The organism is Paractinoplanes rishiriensis (assembly GCF_016862375.1).
Taxonomy (GTDB): Bacteria; Actinomycetota; Actinomycetes; order Mycobacteriales; family Micromonosporaceae; genus Actinoplanes; species Actinoplanes rishiriensis.
The window spans coordinates 14,870-33,202 of the sequence record NZ_BOMV01000014.1 but is presented as its reverse complement, the minus strand read 5'-3'; the positions used below and the strand labels follow the sequence as shown (position 1 = coordinate 33,202).

The 18,333-nt window shown below is 71.3% G+C and carries 16 protein-coding genes; 9 read left to right on the top strand and 7 right to left on the bottom strand.

The genetic code is table 11. The annotated features are described in order from the left end of the window. Positions 1-356: 356 nt before the first annotated feature. Together Ari01nite_RS10180 and Ari01nite_RS10175 are read right to left on the bottom strand one after the other, a co-directional pair. Positions 357-779 (bottom strand): response regulator, encoded by a 423-nt coding sequence (locus Ari01nite_RS10180; protein WP_203780905.1) that lies wholly within the window; start codon positions 777-779, stop codon positions 357-359. Between the two features lie 75 nt (positions 780-854). Further along, positions 855-1,643: an SAM-dependent methyltransferase gene (locus Ari01nite_RS10175; protein WP_203780904.1), complete on the bottom strand. Its 789-nt coding sequence runs from the start codon at positions 1,641-1,643 to the stop codon at positions 855-857. 61 nt (positions 1,644-1,704) lie between these two features. On the opposite strand from Ari01nite_RS10175, the gene Ari01nite_RS10170 reads away from it, so the two are divergent. From Ari01nite_RS10170 to Ari01nite_RS10150, 5 genes are all read left to right on the top strand, one after another. Beyond that, the gene (locus Ari01nite_RS10170; protein WP_203780903.1) at positions 1,705-3,624 is read left to right on the top strand and encodes a hybrid sensor histidine kinase/response regulator; all 1,920 of its coding nucleotides are present in this window, start codon (positions 1,705-1,707) and stop codon (positions 3,622-3,624) included. A 52-nt stretch (positions 3,625-3,676) separates the two neighbouring features. Then, positions 3,677-4,114: a hypothetical protein gene (locus tag Ari01nite_RS10165; RefSeq protein WP_203780902.1), complete on the top strand. Its 438-nt coding sequence runs from the start codon at positions 3,677-3,679 to the stop codon at positions 4,112-4,114. A 46-nt stretch (positions 4,115-4,160) separates the two neighbouring features. Next, the gene (locus Ari01nite_RS10160) at positions 4,161-4,799 is read left to right on the top strand and encodes an aspartate/glutamate racemase family protein (RefSeq protein ID WP_203780901.1); all 639 of its coding nucleotides are present in this window, start codon (positions 4,161-4,163) and stop codon (positions 4,797-4,799) included. Positions 4,800-4,956: 157 nt separating this feature from the next. Then, entirely contained in the window at positions 4,957-5,730 is a 774-nt protein-coding gene (locus tag Ari01nite_RS10155) for an SAM-dependent methyltransferase (RefSeq protein ID WP_239162628.1), read from the top strand. A 1,280-nt stretch (positions 5,731-7,010) separates the two neighbouring features. Then, positions 7,011-7,826: a glycoside hydrolase family 26 protein gene (locus tag Ari01nite_RS10150; RefSeq protein WP_203780899.1), complete on the top strand. Its 816-nt coding sequence runs from the start codon at positions 7,011-7,013 to the stop codon at positions 7,824-7,826. Between the two features lie 95 nt (positions 7,827-7,921). Here Ari01nite_RS10150 and Ari01nite_RS10145 read toward each other — a convergent pair whose 3' ends face one another. Next, positions 7,922-8,569 (bottom strand): hypothetical protein, encoded by a 648-nt coding sequence (locus Ari01nite_RS10145; RefSeq protein WP_203780898.1) that lies wholly within the window; start codon positions 8,567-8,569, stop codon positions 7,922-7,924. Between the two features lie 388 nt (positions 8,570-8,957). On the opposite strand from Ari01nite_RS10145, the gene Ari01nite_RS10140 reads away from it, so the two are divergent. Continuing rightward, a complete protein-coding gene (locus Ari01nite_RS10140; RefSeq protein WP_203780897.1) occupies positions 8,958-10,469 on the top strand; it encodes a PP2C family protein-serine/threonine phosphatase in 1,512 nt (503 codons plus the stop codon). A gap of 33 nt (positions 10,470-10,502) precedes the next feature. On the opposite strand, the gene Ari01nite_RS10135 is transcribed toward Ari01nite_RS10140, so the two are convergent. Further along, positions 10,503-10,910 carry an ATP-binding protein gene (locus tag Ari01nite_RS10135; RefSeq protein ID WP_203780896.1) on the bottom strand — a complete coding sequence of 136 codons (408 nt, stop codon included), beginning with the start codon at positions 10,908-10,910 and terminating at the stop codon, positions 10,503-10,505. A 3-nt stretch (positions 10,911-10,913) separates the two neighbouring features. Next, a complete protein-coding gene (locus Ari01nite_RS10130) occupies positions 10,914-11,237 on the bottom strand; it encodes an STAS domain-containing protein (RefSeq protein WP_203780895.1) in 324 nt (107 codons plus the stop codon). 182 nt (positions 11,238-11,419) lie between these two features. Between Ari01nite_RS10130 and Ari01nite_RS10125 the strand changes: the two genes are divergently transcribed. Next, a complete protein-coding gene (locus Ari01nite_RS10125) occupies positions 11,420-12,121 on the top strand; it encodes a laminin G domain-containing protein (RefSeq protein WP_203780894.1) in 702 nt (233 codons plus the stop codon). A gap of 84 nt (positions 12,122-12,205) precedes the next feature. Beyond that, positions 12,206-13,849 carry a serine/threonine-protein kinase gene (locus Ari01nite_RS10120; protein WP_203780893.1) on the top strand — a complete coding sequence of 548 codons (1,644 nt, stop codon included), beginning with the start codon at positions 12,206-12,208 and terminating at the stop codon, positions 13,847-13,849. 376 nt (positions 13,850-14,225) lie between these two features. On the opposite strand, the gene Ari01nite_RS10115 is transcribed toward Ari01nite_RS10120, so the two are convergent. Beyond that, on the bottom strand, positions 14,226-15,236 hold the full coding sequence (locus Ari01nite_RS10115; RefSeq protein ID WP_203780892.1) for a LacI family DNA-binding transcriptional regulator: 1,011 nt from the start codon (positions 15,234-15,236) through the stop codon (positions 14,226-14,228). Between the two features lie 283 nt (positions 15,237-15,519). Between Ari01nite_RS10115 and Ari01nite_RS10110 the strand changes: the two genes are divergently transcribed. Then, the gene (locus Ari01nite_RS10110) at positions 15,520-17,682 is read left to right on the top strand and encodes a glycoside hydrolase family 3 N-terminal domain-containing protein (RefSeq protein ID WP_239162627.1); all 2,163 of its coding nucleotides are present in this window, start codon (positions 15,520-15,522) and stop codon (positions 17,680-17,682) included. Between the two features lie 69 nt (positions 17,683-17,751). Here the strand turns inward: Ari01nite_RS10110 and Ari01nite_RS10105 are convergent, their stop codons facing one another. Further along, positions 17,752-18,189, bottom strand: coding sequence for a hypothetical protein (locus tag Ari01nite_RS10105; protein WP_203780891.1), 438 nt, complete (start codon positions 18,187-18,189; stop codon positions 17,752-17,754). Between the last annotated feature and the right edge of the window lie 144 nt (positions 18,190-18,333).

The window sequence follows — 18,333 nt, the reverse complement described above, 5'->3', positions numbered from 1 at the left end:
CCCGCACCGCGACCCCGCACCGCGACCCCGCACCGCGACCCCGCACCGCGACCCCGCACCGCGACCCCGCACCGCGACCCCGCACCGCGACCCTTTTTGCCGCAAACGTCCCCCGCTAGCGCTCGTCCGCGACGCGATGTTGTCGATCTGCTGTTCGGGGATGAGCCTTGACACTGAGGCGGCACTGATCCGTGCAGTCTCCGATGGCCGTAAATCGCCAAGATCTGGCCTCGGTGGGCCTCTCGTGTCAGATTAAAGCGTTCTTTGTCGGATATGTTCGTCACGCCCGCTGCATCAAGCGACGACAAGGTTCGGATGGCGTGGACAACCAGGACTGCCACCGGACCCGGCAGGAACTAAGCCGAGACCGGCCAATGCGCCGGGCAGTCCGCGTCCGCGCCCTGGTGCGCATGCGGCCCGCGATCGATCAGGTCCTGCACCACCGCGCGCAACCGGTCGTTCGGGCAGGGCTTCAGCAGCACCGCGCATACCCCCGCCCCCACCGGCCCGGAATCCCCCGGATGCAGGTGGCCGCTGAGCATCACGATCGGCAGCGACCCCAGGTCCGGGTGGGCGCGCACCGCCCGGGTCAGCTCCAGCCCGTCCATCCTCGGCATCCCCAGGTCGGTGAGCAGCAGGTCGGGCGGCGAGGCCACCGCCAGGTCGAGCGCCGCCTGACCGTCCGGCGCGTGCAGCGCCGTGTGCCCTGACCGCTTCAGGAGCCTCGTCAGTATGACGGCGATGTCCTGGTCGTCCTCGGCGATGAGTACTACGGCCATGTCCGCTCCGGCACGCTGGGTGACAGTTCCCACCAGCATGCGCCGCCACCAGTCCGCTATGTGGGGGATTTCGCGCTATGGCTTGACGGCCACTCCAACGATGACCTCGCGGCCGGGCGCCGCGGCGCTGTCCTGGTCCGCCGCGGGCCGCCATTCCCCCGCGCAGGTGATGCCGGGCGGGAGCAGCCGCCAGTCGCCGAACAGGGCCCGGAACTCCTCGCGCTCCCGCAGCATCATCGGCGACGTGGTGCGGTTGTAGACCCGCAGGATGTGCTCGGCGGCCCGCGGGTCGCCCTCGTGGCTCGCGTGCGACATCACCAGGTAGCTGCCCGGCGCCGCCGCGTCCCGGTAGCGCTCCAGCGCCCGCCCCAGCCGTTCGGTGTCCGGGATGAAGTGCGCCACCGCGACCGCGAGCAGGCACACCGGCCGGCCCGGGTCGAGCACCCGGCGCACCGGTTCCGACCCGAGCACCGTGTCGGCGTCGGTGAGGTCGGCGAGCACCACCGCCGCGTGCGGGTCGTCGCCCGCGACCCGCCGGCCGTGCACCACCGCGACCGGGTCCACGTCCACCGACACCACCCGGCACTCCGGCCGGGCCGCCCGCGCCACCTCGGTGACCGAACCCGGCGCCGGGATGCCCGCGCCCAGGTCCAGGTACTGGTCGATGCCCGCCTCGGCTACCGTGGCGACCGCCCGGCGCAGGAAGTCGCGGCCGGCCCGCAGCACCGCGGGCAGATCGGGGATGGTCACCAGCACCACGGCGGCGGCCTGCCGGTCGGCCGCGAAGTGGTGCGGGCCGCCCAGGTAGTAGTCATAGATCCGGGCACCGCTGGGTCGCTGCGGATCCACCTCCGGCACGTCCACCTCTGCGAGCGTAGGGAAACCCGTACCGAGGGCGGGCCGAATCGTTAATGTAGGTCCGGTTATGGGGGAAACGCACGGTTCTGAATCACGGCGGCCGGAGGAGCTGCTGCGGGACATGGTGCGGTCCGCCCACGACGCGATCTACACGATCGACCGGGACTTCACGGTGCTCACCTGGAATCCGGCCGCCGAGGAGCTGTTCGGCTACCCGGCCGCCGAGATCGTCGGGCGCAGCGCCGACCTGCTGATCCCCGAGGACCGGCACGCCGACCAGCGCGAGATGGTGCTGCTGCTGGCCGCCGGCGCCCGGCTGGAGCGGTTCCGTTCCCGCCGCCGGCACCGGGACGGGCGCTGGCTGCAGGTCACCCTCGCCATGTCGCCGCTGTGCGACCCGGCCGAGGGGATGATCGGCTACACCGTGATCGCCCGCGCGGTCAGCGCCCGGGAACGCCTCGAGTCGAGCTTCCAGGCGCTCCTCGAAGCCGCGCCGGACGCGTTCGTCGGGATCGGCGACGATGGCCGGGTGGTACTGGCCAACACCCAGGCCGAGACCCTGTTCGGGCTGACCCGGCACGGCCTGATCGGCAAGGAGATCGACAAGCTGCTGGTGCCGCCGCTGCCGCTCGGCGCACCGACCGGCACCGACCCGGACGAGCCGCCCACCGTGGCGCACCGCAACGACGGCTGCACCGTGCCGGTCGAGGTGTCGGTCAGCATGCTGCCCACCGACGACGGCCGGATCCGGTGCGCGGTGATCCGGGACATCACCGACCGGATCCGGGCCCGGGAACGCTTCCTCCAGATGCAGGCCGAGGCGGAACGCGCCCGGGTCGAGGCCCAGTTGCAGCGTGCGCAGCGCCTCGAGGGCCTGGGCCAGCTGGCCGGCGGGGTGGCGCACGACTTCAACAACCTGATCGCGGTGATCAGCAACTACGCCACGTTCATCGCCGAGAGCGCCGCCGAGCACGGCCTCGCCGAGATCGCCGGGGACGCCGCCCAGATCACCAAGGCCGCCCAGCGCGGCGCCGACCTGACCCACCAGCTGCTCGCCTTCGCCAAGCGGGAGGTGGTACGCCCCCGGCCGCTCAACCTCAACGAGGTGGTCACCGAGGTCGAGCAGATGCTGCGCCGCTCCATCGGCGAGCACATCACCCTGGACGTGCGGCTGAGCGAGGGCCTGCCCGCGGTGACCGCCGATCCCGGCCAGCTCGACCAGGTGCTGGTCAACCTCGCGGTCAACGCCCGGGACGCGATGCCACGTGGCGGCACCATCACCATCGAGACCTGCGACTTCGCGGTCGACCAGGAGTACGCCGCCGGCCGCCCGCACCTGCACGCCGGCCAATACGTGCGGCTGCGGGTCAGCGACACCGGCACCGGCATGCCGCCCGAGGTGATCGAGCGCGCGTTCGAGCCGTTCTACACCACCAAGCCGGCCGGCAAGGGCACCGGCCTGGGCCTGGCCACCGTGTACGGCATCGTCACCGCGGCCGGCGGCGACCTGAGCATCTTCTCCGAGCAGGGCCTCGGCACCACGTTCACGATCCTGCTGCCCGGCACCGACGCCCAGCCGGCCGAGGTCGAGGCCCCCGCCGAGCAGGTGCCCGCCGACTACCACCGCGGCACGATCCTGGCCGTCGAGGACGAGCCGGCCCTGCGCGACGTCCTCTACCGCATCCTGGCCGGCGCCGGCCACGAGGTGCTGATCGCCGCCGACGGCCCCACCGCGCTCACCCTGGCGGCCGGCCACCCCCGGATCGACGTGCTGCTCACCGACGTGGTGATGCCGCACATGCTGGGCAAGGACCTGGCCGACCGGTTCACCCAGGTCTCCCCCGGCGCCTCGGTGCTGTTCATGTCCGGTTACGCCCGCCCGGCGCTGGCCTCACAGGGCACTTTGGACCCCGAGGTGCCCCTGGTGGAGAAGCCTTTCTCGAAGACGCAGCTGCTCGCCGCCGTCCAGCAGTGCCTCGACAAATAGTTGCCGAGTAGGTTCACCATGGGTGTCACTCGATCGGACTCGTGGGGGCGGCGTGACGGTGCAGGCGGACCCGGCCAGAGACCTGGTGACGGCGGCGGCGCGGCGGGCCGTCGCGGTGCTGGCACCGGAGGAACTGCCGTACTACGAGCAGGTCGCGGCCGAGTGGCGCACTCGCACCGGCCCGTTCACCCCGTCGGTCAGCTTCGGCATCGACACGGCCATGTTCTCCGACGCCATCCTGCAGGCGGTGTCGTCCGCGTTCGGCGAGCTCATGGTCATCGGCGGCACCGCGGCCGGCACGGGTTTCCTGCGCTGGCGCCGCAAACGCAAGCCCGGGGCCGAGCCGCCCGCCGAGCTCACCGAAGACCGCATCACCGAGCTGCGCGACGCGTGCGTACGGCATGCGCTTGATCTTGATCTGACCCCCGATCAGGCGGAACAGCTCGCCGATGCCGTGGTCGCCGCACTGCGCGACCCCGACGCCGACTGACCGCCGGCCCCTGACCGCAGGCCGCCGGGGCGTGTCATCCTGGACCGTGACCACCATCGGGTTCCTGCACACCGCAAACATCCACGTGCCCACCTTCCGCGGCCTGCGCGAGGAGCTGGCGCCCGGCTGGCAGGACCTGCACGTCGTCGACGCGAGCCTGCTGGCCGGCGCCCGCACCGGCGGCATCACCCCTGACCTGGCCGCCCGCATCGACGCCCGCCTGCACGAGCTGGCCGACGCCGGCGCCGACGTGATCGTCTGCACCTGCTCCAGCCTGGGCGCCCACGCCGAGCGCCGCACGTCCGACACCGGCGTTCCGGTCCTGCGCGGCGACCGCCCGATGGCCGAGGCAGCCGTGGCGGCGGGCGACCGGATAGCCCTCCTGGTGGCCGTCACCTCCTCGCTCGAGCCCACCCGCGACCTGCTGCGCGACGCGGGCGCCGGCACGCTGATCGAGGTTTTGTGCACCGATGCGTGGCCGCACTTCGAGGCCGGCGACCTGGATGCGTACGCGCAAATGGTGGCCGGCGCCGCGCGCAAGGTGGCCGCTCAGGCCGATGTGATCGTGCTGGCGCAGCCCAGCATGGCCCCCGCCGCCCTCCTGCTGGCCGACCTGCCGATCCCCGTGCTCACCAGTCCCCGGACGGCCGTGGCGCGCGCGATCACCGAAATTTCAGGACATTAGGAGGTACGCGCGACGCCGAGTCGACGGACCTGGCGACCGCTGAGCGCGGGGTTGCGCCCCGCGCCGCGCCGCCGGGCTGTTCGTCGCTGGTCCAGGATCGGCTGTGGACGAAACCCCCGCCCTTGCTCCCCGATGGACTGTCCGGAAGACTGTCGCCGTGACTGACGAGCTCAACGGCGACATTCCGCACTCCGCTCGCGTGTGGAACTACTGGCTCGGCGGCAAGGACAACTTCGCCGCCGACCGCGCCGTAGCCGAGCAGGTCCGCGCGGTCTTCCCGGAAATCGTCGACGCGGCCCGCCAGACGAGAGCTTTCCTGGGCCGCGCAGTCACCTACCTGGCCGGCGAGCAGAAGGTCCGCCAGTTCCTCGACGTGGGCACCGGCCTCCCCACCGCCGACAACACCCACGAGGTGGCCCAGCGCCTGGCCCCCGACGCCAAAATCGTCTACGTCGACAACGACCCGCTGGTCCTGGTGCACGCCCGCGCCCTCCTGACGAGCAGCCCGGAGGGCGAAACCCAGTACATCAACCACGACCTGCACCACACCGACGCGATAGTCGCCGAGGCCGCCAAGACGCTGGACTTCACCAAGCCGATAGCGCTGATGATGCTGGGCGTGATGGGCCACGTGCAGGATCCGGCCGAGGCCCGGGCCCTGGTCCAGGCCTTGGTGGCCGCCCTGCCGTCCGGCAGCTTCCTGGCCATGTCCGACGGCACCGCCACCAGCGAGCGGGTCATAGAATCCCACCGCCAGTACAACGAAAGCGGCGCAGTCCCCTACCACCTGCGCGAGGTGGCCGACTTCGCCGCCTTCTTCGACGGCTTGACGATCGTCGAACCGGGCGTGGTCCCGATCCCGGCGTGGCGCCCGACCGCCCCCACCGACGTGGTGGTCGACGGTTACGCAGCCGTGGCCCACAAGCCGTAGCCCAATCACGCCGCATCCCCACCTCCCGCGCGGCTCCGGATCGCGGGCCATCCCGGCAATCCACACCCGCGGGCGGCGGCGCGCTCCGCCACAGGCCGACCCACTCGACGCACCAGTCCCCCGCCCGACATACCTCCGAACGCGTCGCCTCCGAACGCGTCGCCTCCGAACGCGTCGCCCTCGAACGCGTCGCCCTCGAACGCGTCGCCCTCGAACGCGTCGCCCCCGAACGCGTCGCCCCCGAACGCGTCGAACCTGCCCCACGCCCGATATTTCGTCATATAAGGCCGAGTCGCGGGGCCGGGTCGCGGGGCCGGATCGCACAGCCGGATCGCACAGCCGGATCGCACAGCCGGATCGCACAGCCGGATCGCGACCGCGGAGCAGTTGCCGACCGCGGACCACGATCCCAGCCCGGCCCTGTCGTCCCATGATGCGGCCGTCCAACGAGAACATATCCGACAAGTAATGCTTTAGGCGGGCGCCGATGAGCCTCCGAGGCCAGATCTTGGAGATCTACCGTCATCCCCGAACATCCCGAACAGCAGATCGACAACATCGCGTCGCGGCGCGCGCCAGCCGGGGACGTTTGCGGCAAAATGCCTGGACAAGCGCCGCACTGCCGGGCGGGACTCGACATCGCGCCTCCCTCGCACCGTGAAGAAGACCCGTCAGCGGGCATCAACTCTCCAAGATCGCGGGGCACCCACAGGCTCGCCCCTTATGGGCCTTTGCGATGCGTCACTGGGATCTGACTACTGGCTGCTCGCCAGCCGCGCCGATCGGTCACACCTCGGTCCGTGGGTGCGTGACGGACTGTGCGGGACAGAGTGCTGGAGGGGGTGGAACGGGCGATCCTGGTGGCCGATGGACAGCCCGGCGGGGCGGCGCGGAGGGTGACCCGGCGCCTGGCGGGCGCCTCGGGCGGGTTCGCGGCTGTGCGGTTGGGGGTGGGCCGCCCGTACCTCCAAAGGGGTTTGGGCTGGTCAGAGGAGGAAAACGGCCGTCGGGAGGATCAGGCGCGGACATCGGCGGAGGCAGGCTGGGCGGGGATCTTGTCAGGGGCTAGGCGTGGGGTGGGTGTGAAGCGTCGCAAGGTGTTGGGGCTCCTGGGGGCCGCGCTGCCGGTGGCTGCTTGCGGAACGCGGTCGGGTGCGGAGCCGGTGGTTACGCCCAGTGTGGGGGATCCGGTTACGCTGCCCAGTTTTGCGGCACCCACCCGGAAGAAGAGCACGCCGAGAGGTGCGGTCAGGGAGCTCCGGGGCGGGGCGGTGCCGGCGGTGGCGGGGCGGGTGATGCTCGGGTCCTACCTGGCGCACGGGGGGATGACGCTCCGGCAGAGTCTGGCGCTGCGGCGGCGGCAGCTCGGGCGGGAACAGCGGATCGTGCACCGGTTCTATCCGTGGAGCGGGTATGTGCCGGCGTCGGAGCCGGAGGTCGGCCGGGACAGCGTGTTGATGGTGTCGTGGCACGGGACGGCTTGGCCGGAGGTCAACGGCGGGGGCGCGGACGCGAACATCGCCAAGGTGGCCAAGCGACTTGCGGGCATGAAGCGGCCCGTCCTGCTGCGGTGGGGCTGGGAGATGAACGGGAACTGGTTCCCGTGGGACGGCAGCCACAACGGTGGGGACCCGGCGGACTATGTGCGGGCCTGGCGGCGGATGCACCGGATATTCGGGGAGCACGGGGCCGACAACGTCGCGTGGGTGTGGAGTCCGAACTGGAATTCGGCGCCGGACACCGCGGCCAACCGGTTCCAGAAGTACTACCCGGGGGACGCGTACGTGGACTGGGTGGGGGTTTCCGGCTACAACTTCTTTGCCGAGTCGCCGAAGACGCTGTTCTCGGCCGTGGTGAAAGCGTACGGGGAGCGCAAGCCGGTCATCCTCAGCGAGACCGCGGCGGTCGGTGCCGGCAAGGCCGGGTGGATCCGCAAGCTCCAGAACTGGGTGTCGGCGACGCCGGCCGTGGGTGCGGTGGTGTGGTTCGACACCGACATCCAGGAGGGGTCGCCGCACAACTTCCGATTCGACACCGACCAGGCCGCGCTGTCCGCGTACAAAACGATGGCCCGCAGCGCGCGCTTCGCCGGGTAATTGCAAATACCGCCAAGAAAATGACCGTACGGCCGAGGCCACGGTGACGAAGAAGCCGGCCTGGACGAACCAGGCCGGCCGAAAAGAAGAACGGCTCAGCGCTCGCTGAGCTCCTCCTGGTCCTCGTCGAACTCCTCCTCCGACTGGCGCTGCGACGGCACCGCGTCGTCGTCGGTGGCGCCGTGCCGCGGGCCGTGGGTGTCGGCCTGCGCCTCGGGGAGCGTGGTCTGCGCCAGCGGCTGGGTCGGCAGTTCGCCGGCCATCTGGGGCTGGTCGACCCAGAGGGCCCGCAGCTGGCCCTGCATGAAGGTGGTCAGCCGGGAGCGGTACTCCCGGTCGAAGTGCTCGAGCGCCTCGATCTGCTGCTGGAGCGCCTCACGCTTGGTGCCTAGGCTGCCCACCACGTCGTCGTACCGCTGGCGGGCCTGCAGGTTGAGGTGATCCGCGTTGGCCTGGGCGTCCTCGCCGATCTGGTCGGCCTGGCTGCGGGCCTCCCCGACGATCTTCTCAGCCGTGCGGCGGGCTTCCTCGGTGCGCTGGTGCGAGTCGCGGGCGATCTGCTCGGCGGCGGCGCGGGCGTCGGTGAGGATCTTCTCCGCCTCGCGGCGGACGTTGTGCGCGTGCACCTGGGCGTCGCGGGCGATCTGCTCGGCCGCGGCGAGCGCGTCCGTACGGATCTTGTCGGCCTGGTGGTGGGCGCGGGCTACGTGCTCCTCGGCGGTCCGCTGGGCCAGCGTCAGCACCTGGAGAGCCTGGTTCGGGTGGGCAGGAGGTTGATTGACCACTGCATGCTCCGAAGTCTGGCTGTCCGCTGACGTCCCATTGAGAAGCACTTTGACTCGATCCTTCATGCGGTTGTCGGACAAAAGAAAGACCTCCGTACGCACTCGCACGGGCACTCGCGAGATTCGGCCGGGATGCTATCAAGCTGAGCAGGAATTTCGCGACAGGAAGCGGAGCGTGATAAGGCGGTTACCCGACCGGGTCTTGACGTCCGCGACAGCCCTGCTAAAGGGGTGGTTAATGAACCGTCCACTGCGTTCGCCAATCACCCGTTCGCCGTAAACCGCGAACCGCGAAAGGTGGTGTGGCCGATGCGGGAAAACGGGGTCACACGACTACCCTGAGGGCGTGGGAGATGACGCCGTGCGGGAGGTCGTGCGGGAATTACTGTCGGTCATCCCGGCGGGCTGCTCCTGGCTGCTGCCGGTGACCGGCCCGGACGGCACGGTGACCGACTTCGAGGTGGCCGCAACCGGTGGCGCCGACAACGACATCTACCGCCGCGGCGCCAGCCGGGTCCACCACCGGCTCAGCGAGCTCTATCCGCGCATCGTGGGCGGGCCGCTCTGGCAGCTCTACCTCGACGTGCAGCGCACCGGTGAGCCCGGCGAGCTGCGCGAGTTCCGCTATCACGAGGAACGCGCCGGCATCGTCCCGAACACCCTCTTCGACGTGTCCGTGCACCGTGTGCTCGGCGGGCTGCTGGTCTGGTGGCAGCGGCTCGACGAGGACCGCCGCCGGATCGAGCGCACCGAGCTGCTCGGCAACCTCGGCTGGACCGAGTACGACCTGACCACCGCGGAGAACTCCTGGTCGCCCGGGATGTACCGGATCTTCGAACGCGACCCCGGGCTGGGCCCGATGTCGCGCTCCGACCAGGCCCGGGCGATGGACCCGGAGGATCGTGGTTTCGCCGAGGCGGCCTGGCAGACGCTGGGTCAGGGCGAGGTCTCCGATGTGACCGTACGCTTCCGGATCGGCTCGACGGTCAAGCACCTGCGCATCCTCTCCGACGTGATCACCGACGCGGCCGGCGCGCCCCTGAAGATCAATGCGGTGGTCCAGGACGTCACGGCGAGGATCGACACCCGTACGGCGATCGAGCGGCTCAGCGACCAACTGCGCAGCCGGGAGCTGACCGCGCTGGCCGAGCACCGGCTCGCCGCCCAGCTTCAGCACCTGATCCAGCCGGTGCCGCCGGCCCCGATCCCGCTTCCCGGCCTGCAGGTCATGGTGAGCTATCTGCCGGCCGAGAGCGCGATCCGGGTGGGCGGCGACTGGTACCACGCCCACGAACTGCCGGACGGCCGGGTGCTGCTGGCGGTCGGCGACATGGCCGGGCACGGGCTGGCCGCCGCGAACGGGATGGCCCACCTGCGGTTCGCGCTGATCGGCTGGCTGGCCATCGGCATCGACGACCCGGCCACCCTGCTGCGCCACCTCAACCGGCTGTGCGTGCAGCTGCATCTGACCGGCACCGCGGTGCTGGCCGTCTATCACCCGGCCAGCCGGGCGCTGACCTGGGCACGCGCCGGCCATGCGGCGCCGTTGCTGGCCCGCCGGGGTACGGCACTGCCGCTGGACCTGCCGGCCGGGCTGCTGCTGGGCGCCGACGAGGAATCCACCTACCAGGTGCTGAGCCCGGTGCTGTCGGCCGGCGACCTGCTGCTGTTCTACACCGACGGGCTGATCGAACGCCGGGTACCGACGCAGCCGGCCCTGCTCACCGAGGTGCTCGAGACGCTGGCGGCGGCCTCGGCCGAACCGCCGGAGCAAGCCCTGCCCAAGCTGGCCGCCCGGCTCAACCGGCCCAGCCCGGACGACGACACGTGCACGGTGGCGGTGCGCGTCCTGTCTTGACGGGGCCTGTCTTGACGGGGCCAGTCCGACGGATCAGTTCCGCATGCCGAGCCGGACCGACGTGCCGGCCGGGCCGATGTCGGTGCCGACCTCGTCGCAGATGCGCTCGACGATCGCCAGGCCGCGGCCGCGCACCTCGTTGGCGGACGGCATGTCCCGGCCGAAACCCGGAGACGCGCCGTGGTCGACCACCTCGCAGCAGACCCGGCCCGGCTCGGCCCAGATCCGCACCACGCCGCCGCCGTCGGTGTGCTGGAGCGTGTTCGTCGCCAGCTCGCTCACCGCCACGGTCAGCAGGTCGGCGCGCAGCCGGGGCAGGCCGAGCGATTCGGCCTCGGTGCGCACGAACTCGCGGACCACCGCGAGGTCCGCGGGTTTCGCGTACGGGATCTCGGCGGGCCGCACGGCGGGGGGCGAGGGCTGTTCGCCCGGAGTGACCACGTGCTATCCCCCGGTCTCGGCGCTGGGGCTGAGCAGGTTGCCGACCCCGGTCAGGTCGAGCACGGTGGCAACCGCGCCGGTCGGATTTTCGACATAGAGCCGGCCGCCGCGCCCGCGTGCCGCGTGGTGGGCGGCCACCAGCCCGTGCACCCCGGTCGAGTCCAGGAACTCCACGCCGGCCAGGTCGACGATCACGGTGTCGGCGCGACCCACAGCGGCCAGCAGGGCGGCGCTGAGTTCGTCCCGGACGGCGAGGTCGCAATCGCCGGCCAGAGCCAGGCGCACGCCGCCGGGCTCCTCGATCGTGGTCGCCGAAAACCGAGCCATCCGCGCGCTTTGTCCCTCCGTGGCAGGCCTCTCTTGGTGGCCGGACGGGGACATCATGTCATCCGCCCCGCGGCGCTCCAACGCCGTCAGGCAGCCGGGCGACCTCACTTTCCACTTTGACCATTAAGACCGTTATTTCGTGATTAGATTGGTCTGACTGATCCGTGAGGGAGAACAAAAGCATGAAGATTCGGCGTTGGTGGATCGTCCTGCTGGCCGCCCCGGCGCTGCTCACCCCCGCCGCCTCGGCCCGGGCCGACGCTGCCCGCACGGTGGCGTCCTGGTCCATGGACGAGCCGGCCGGCGCGGTCGTGATGTACGACCGCAGCGGCAACGGGCTGCACGGCCGGATCGGTCGCGAGGTCGGCCTCGGCGCCGGCGCATACCGCTTCGAGCGTCTGGAACCCGACACTCCGCCGACCCGCCCGCAACATCTCGTGGCCGTGGCCGACTACGACGATCTCGACCCGGGCGACCGCGACTTCATGGTTTCGGTACGCCTGCGCACCACGCACAAGTTCGGCAACGTGCTCCAGAAGGGGCAGGCAACGGTCTCCGGAGGCAGCTACAAGCTCCAGATCCCCGGAGGGAGGGTGCAGTGCTGGTTCCGCGGTTCCGCGGGCTCTGTGCTCGTCTCCGCGCCCCGGGCCATCAACGACGGTCGCTGGCACGTCGTGAAGTGCCTGCGCACCCGCGACGGCGTGTCGCTGGCCATCGACGGGGTCAAGGTGGCCGGCCGCGACGGCCCCACCGGGAAGATCGACAACCGGTGGCCGCTGTCCATCGGCGGAAAGGTCGACTGCGATCAGGTCAAGGTCGGGTGCGACTACTTCGCGGGTGATGTCGACTGGGTAGAAATCAACGCGATTGACCACGGCTGGTAGCGCGTACGACACGCAGCGGCAGATCATGAAACGCGGTAGCCGCCGAGGTTGACACTTGGGGCCGAGCCGGGCGAATGTTCGTCAATGAGCGATGACTGGCCCAGCGCGGGAACCCTCCTGGCGACCCGCTACCGCCTTGTCACACTCCTCGAGACCGGGGGCATGGCGGAGATCTGGCATGCCCGGGATGAGCTGCTCGGACGCCCAGTCGCGATCAAGCTGCCGACCGGCCCGCAGGTCGCGTGGCGCGAGGCACGGATGGCGGCGAAGCTGTCGCACCCCAACATCGCCGCGGTGCACGACTACCGCGAGGCGGTCCGCTCCGACGGCACGGTGGCGCCGTTCGTGGTGATGGAACTGCTGGCCGGCGAGACCGTCGCGGCGCGGCTGGAACGCGAGACCTTCGAGTGGCCGGAGGCGGCCCGGGTGGGCGCGGCCGTCGCCGACGCGCTGGCCGCCGCCCACGCGAGCGGCGTGGTGCACCGCGACATCAAGCCCGGCAACGTCATGCTCACCCCGAACGGCGTCAAGATCCTCGACTTCGGCATCAGCGCGGCCGCCGGCGAACCGGACGACGACGACACCGGCTCCACCTTCGGCACCCCCGCGTACGTCGCTCCGGAACGCCTCGACGGCATGCCCGCCGAACCGGCCACCGACGTGTACGGCCTGGGCGTGCTCCTCTTCGAAATGGTCACCGGCGACCCGCCGTACCCGGTGGACACCTGGGAGGAACTCGCCGAGGCCCGCAAGTCCGGCCCCGGCACCATGCCCGACACGCTGCCCGAGCCGTTCCGCGCGGTGGTCGACCGCTGCCTCGACGAGGACCCGAACGAGCGCCCCGGCGCCGACCAGATCCGCTTCGACCTGACCGCGCTGTGGCTGGCCGACCAGCCCGACGGCGAGCCGGCCGAAGACCCCGCCACCGGCGCCCCCGTGGTGCTGCCGGTCCTGGTGCCGGTGCGCCAGCGCGGCGACGGCGCCGACGGCTGGGCCGCGGTGGACACCGACCAGGTGGCCATCCTCGAACGCAACAGCGAGGACGCGGCCGCGGTGGTCGGCGGCCGCCCGGCCACCGGCCGCCCGCGCTCGGCCTTCACCGACGTGACCAGGGGCCAGCGCCACACCCCCGGCAGCCGCCCGACCGCGATGTATCCGCCCGGCCGCAGCGTGGTGAGCGGCACGGCGCCGACCGCCACGGTCGCGCTGATCACCCCGGCGCCGAAGCGGCGGATGGCGCTGGTGCTGTCGGTGCTGGCCATCCTGGTCGCGGTCGGCGGGGCGTACGCGGTGGTGAACCGTCCCCGCGAACGCGTCGAAGCCGGACCGACGACCCCGCCGCCGCCGTCCGGCACGGTGCCGACGCCGCTCTATACGGTGGTGCCGCCGGTGGCGCCGACCACGGCACCGTCCACAAAGCCGTCCGCGGCCCCGTCCGCGCCGTCCCCCAAGCCGAGCGAGACGATCAGCTACAACGACGCGTTCAGCCGCCTGCAGGCCGCCATCCAGGCCGGCAAGGACAGCGGCGAGATCCGCCCCGACATCGCGACCGACCTGTTCAACTTCGTCCAGCCCCTGGCCGACGCGAAGGCGGGCAACATCGACGCCCAGCTGCAGCAGCTACGCAACAAGATCGCCGACCGGGCCGGCGAGGGCGCGCTGAACCCAGCCCAGGCCACCGTGATCCGAGCCCGGGTGGCCGACCTCGAACGAGCCGCCGGCATGTGACCGACACTCCTGATCGGAAACGGTCAGGGGGATCGGCGCCCTGTCGGCGCGGGGTCGGGCGTTTCGGGCGTTGTGCGCGCCTTGTTGGTGGGCTGGGGCCGGATGGCCCGCCGGCCAGCAGATCTTGTCGAATTGACGTTCCGCCGGAACACGTCCGCAGAGTTCGCGCGGCCATTCGCGCAACGCGGGAAGAGACCTGGCACGCGAGCCCGGCCGCGAAGGCGCGGCCGAATTGTAACAACCACGAGCGCCCTGCCGGGTAGCGGGACCGGAAGCGCCCACCCACGCGCGCCGCCGGGCGGCATGCCCGAGGACCGGCGCGAAAGACCACCGACGAGCCGGAGCGGACCGCCCGGCTGGTGGTCGGAAGCGGACGTCAGGCCGAGCCGCGGATCACCAGTTGGGTGGGCAGGACGATCTCGCTGTCGAACTCTTCCTCGCCGTCGATTTTGGCCAGCAGCAGGCGGACCATCTCGCGGCCCATCTCGGCGATCGGCTGGTCGACGCTGCTCAGCGGCGGGTCGGTGTGCATCGCGATCACCGAGTCGTCGAAGCCGATCACGGCTACGTCCTCGGGGACGCGGCGGCCGTACTGGCGCAGTATGCGCAGGGCGCCGGCCGCCATCATGTCGGAGGCGGCGAAGACCGCGTCGATCTGCGGGTAGTGCTCGAGCAGGCGGTGCATCGCCGCCGCGCCGCTCTCCTCGGAGAAGTCGCCGAACGCCACGGGGCCGTCGCCGACCACGTCGCGGTAGCCGTCCAGGCGGGCGATACCGGCGGCCATGTCGAGCGCGCCGGTGATCGCGGCGATGCACTGGCGGCCCTGCTGGCGCAGGTAGGCCACCGCCTCGCGGGCGCCGCCGCGGTTGTCGGCGTCGACGAAGGTGCCGCGTTCGGCGTAGGTCGGGCGGCCGGCCCGGACCGTGGCCACGCCGCGTTCCTCGAGCAGCGCCGGCAGCGGGTCGTCGCCGTGCAGCGAGAGCAGCAGCGCGCCGTCGACGTGCTGGCGGGTGAGGTAGCCCTCGAGGCGGGCGCGTTCCTCGGGTGCCTGGGCGATCATCAGCACCATCTGCATATTCCGAGCTACCAGCACGGACGAGATGGCCTGCACGATCCGGCCGAAGAACGGTTCGGCGAAGAACCGCTCGCCGGACTCGAAGATGACCAGAGCCACCGAGTCGGTCCGCTGCGTGACCAGCGTGCGCGCCGCGCGGTTCGGCACGTAGCCGAGCTCGACGATCGCTTCCTCGACCGCCTGCTTCGCGCGCGGACTGACCTGCGCCGATCCGTTCACCACCCGGGAGACGGTGCCGCGGCCGACGCCGGCGCGCAGTGCCACCTCTTCCAGGGTCGGCCGGCCGGCTCCCCGGCTCCGGTCCGTCGTCATCCCGTGCCACCTCCTCCGCGCAACGTCAGTCGCGCCCGACACAAAGTACCTGCCACGCACAGCACACAACATGATCGGAGTCTTATCTCCTATTCCCGGCGTAGGTTACGGCCGGTTATAGGCGATCAATCCCCTGCTGAAAAACCGGTAGCTCGCGCCGATCACGCCGGGACCGTACCAGTTCCTCATGATTTATTCCGACTCGCATGACTCGGAACATTGAGATGGGAGCGCTCCCATGTAACCATACTTGCGCTTTCCGCTACTGCCCGTGGAGTCCCCCATGCGTGTCGCCACCCGCCGCACCGCCCTGCTCGGCGCTCTCGCCGCGCTGCTGGCGGTCGCCGTGCTGGTCGGCGTCCGGCCCATGATGGAGCGGTCCGCCACCTCCGCCGACCTGCCCTACCTCGACCCGGCGCTGCCGGTCGCCGAGCGCGTCGACGACCTGCTGGCCCGGATGACGGTCGCCGACAAGGTGGGCCAGATGACCCAGGCCGAGCGGGCCGGGGTGAGCTCCGGCGAGATCACCGAGTACCGGCTCGGCTCGGTGCTGTCCGGCGGCGGCTCGGCCCCGCGCACCAACACGCCGGCCGCCTGGGCGGACATGTACGACGACTTCCAGCGCGGCGCCCTGGCCACCCCGTTGAAGATCCCGATCCTGTACGGGATCGACGCGGTGCACGGCAACAACAACGTCCACGGCTCGACGATTTTCCCGCACAACATCGGCCTGGGCGCCACCCGCAACCCGGCCCTGGTCGAGCGGATCGGCGCGGCCACCGCGGACGAGGTGATCGGCGCCGGCCAGGACTGGACCTTCGCGCCGTGTGTGTGCGTGGCCCGCGACGACCGCTGGGGCCGCACCTACGAGTCGTTCGGCGAGGACCCGGCGCTGGTCGCCGAGATGACCTCGGTGATCACCGGGCTCCAGCAGCGGGTGCTGGCCACCGCGAAGCACTACGTCGGCGACGGCGGCACCACCGGCGGCGACGACCAGGGCGACACCGCGCTCACCGAGGCCCAGCTGCGCGAGATCCACCTGCCGCCGTTCCGGGCCGCGGTCGAGCGCGGCGTCGGCTCGGTGATGGTCTCGTTCAGCAGCTGGAACGGCGACAAGCTGCACGGCCACAAGTTCCTGTTGACCGACGTGCTCAAGACCGAGCTGGGCTTCACCGGCTTCGTGGTCTCGGACTGGGCCGGCATCGACCAGCTGGACGGCAAGGAGGGCTTCACCAGGGCCGAGGTGGTCACCGCCGTGAACGCCGGCCTCGACATGCTGATGGTCCCGCGGGACTGGCAAGAGTTCGTCGGATATCTGACCGAGGCGGTCGAGTCCGGCGAGATCCCGATGTCCCGGGTGGACGACGCGAACCGCCGCATCCTCACCCAGAAGATCAACATCGGTCTTTTCGAGCAGCCGTACGCGGACCGGTCGTTCGCCGAGACGATCGGCAGCGCCGAACACCGGACCCTGGCCCGCCAGGCCGTCCGCGAGTCGCAGGTCCTGCTGAAGAACGAGAACGACGTGCTGCCCCTGGCCAAGGGTGGCGGCAAGATCTTCGTGGCCGGCAAGAGCGCCGACGACATCGGCAACCAGAGCGGCGGCTGGACGCTGACCTGGCAGGGCGAGAGCGGCGACACCGTGCCGGGCACCACCATCGTCGAAGGCATCCGGCAGGCGGTGGGTTCCGGCACGCAGATCACGTACGCCCGGGACGGCGCGGGAGTCGACACGACCTACCGGGCCGCGATCGCCGTGCTCGGGGAGACGCCGTACGCCGAGTACGAGGGCGACCGCCCAGCCGGCCTCGGCCTGGACGACGAGGACCGGGCCGTGCTGGCCAGGCTGCGCGCGGCCGGCGTCCCGGTCATCGTGGTGCTGGTCTCCGGCCGCCCGATGGACATCGCCGCCGAGGTCGCCGGCTGGGACGCCCTGGTCGCCGCGTGGCTGCCGGGCAGCGAGGGCGCCGGGGTAGCCGACGTGCTGTTCGGCGATCACGCCCCGACCGGCCGCCTGCCGATGACCTGGCCGAAGTCGCCCGGCCAGCAGCCGGTCAACCGCGGCGACGGAAAGACCGGGCTGTACGCGTACGGCTATGGCTTGACTTTTGCGGACCGCACGGCCGACGGCGCGGCACCCAGCTCGCCCGGCACCCCGACCGCGCCCAGCATCACCCCGACGGCGCTGCGGCTGCGCTGGATGGCCTCCACCGACACCGGCGGCAGCGGGCTCGACGGCTACGACGTGTTCCGCGACGGGACGCTGGTCGGCACCACCACCTCGGCCAGCTACGCGGTGCGCGGGCTCGGCGGCGCCGAGCGCTACGAGTTCACCGTGGTGGCCCGGGACAAGGCCGGCAACCGCTCGGCGCCCTCATCCCCGCTGGTGGTCACCGTCCGGCCCACCGGCTGCACGGCCCGCGACGACGGGTGCGTCGCGGCATAAAAGACTGGAGCGGTGCGTGCCGACCGGGCCGGCACGCACCGCTCCCCCTTCCCGAGGTGGCGGTAAGGCTTAGGGGATCTTTCCGTTCACCGTGTTCGACGGCTTGCCGGCGACCTCCACCCGGGTAGCGGTGTAGGCCGTGCCGCTGACGGTTCCGGTCACCGTGACGGTGGAACCGACCCCGACGTCCGACAGGAACCTGCCGCCGCTCTTGTTCACGACGATCGTGGCCGCGGCCGGCACCGCGATCGTCACGGCCGAGCCGGTCTTGGGCTTCACCGTAACGGTGCGGCCGGTGAGGTTGACCGTGGTCACCGTGCCGCTGGCGGTGAACGCGGTTGCGGGATTCGCCGGCTTGGCGGCCGGTGTCTTGCCGAAGGTGCTGACGGCTGCCGGTGTCTTGCCTGCCGCGGCCGGTGTCTTACCGGCCCAGGCGGGGGACGCGGCAGCCATTACCGTGGCGGCCGTGGCAAGCGCCACGGCGGCGGTGAAGCGACGCAGACGCACGATGGAACTCCTATGTCCGGGGAGCTTTGATCCTGCGCCGCTCAAGGTGCGAACCGGTTGCGCGGACGGTTGCCGTCCGGTTGCACCTGGCCCGCCGGGGCGCCGCGGGTGCCAACCGGTTCGCACCCGCTCCGCACTGGGTCT

Excerpts from the sequence above, each read along its gene's own strand:
- Ari01nite_RS10125 (WP_203780894.1), top strand. The coding sequence starts at position 11,420 with ATGAAGATTCGGCGTTGGTGGATCGTCCTGCTGGCCGCCCCGGCGCTG.
- Ari01nite_RS10180 (WP_203780905.1), bottom strand. The coding sequence starts at position 779 with ATGGCCGTAGTACTCATCGCCGAGGACGACCAGGACATCGCCGTCATA.
- Ari01nite_RS10130 (WP_203780895.1), bottom strand. The coding sequence starts at position 11,237 with ATGGCTCGGTTTTCGGCGACCACGATCGAGGAGCCCGGCGGCGTGCGC.
- Ari01nite_RS10115 (WP_203780892.1), bottom strand. The coding sequence starts at position 15,236 with ATGACGACGGACCGGAGCCGGGGAGCCGGCCGGCCGACCCTGGAAGAG.
- Ari01nite_RS10110 (WP_239162627.1), top strand. The coding sequence starts at position 15,520 with ATGCGTGTCGCCACCCGCCGCACCGCCCTGCTCGGCGCTCTCGCCGCG.
- Ari01nite_RS10120 (WP_203780893.1), top strand. The coding sequence starts at position 12,206 with ATGAGCGATGACTGGCCCAGCGCGGGAACCCTCCTGGCGACCCGCTAC.
- Ari01nite_RS10170 (WP_203780903.1), top strand. The coding sequence starts at position 1,705 with ATGGGGGAAACGCACGGTTCTGAATCACGGCGGCCGGAGGAGCTGCTG.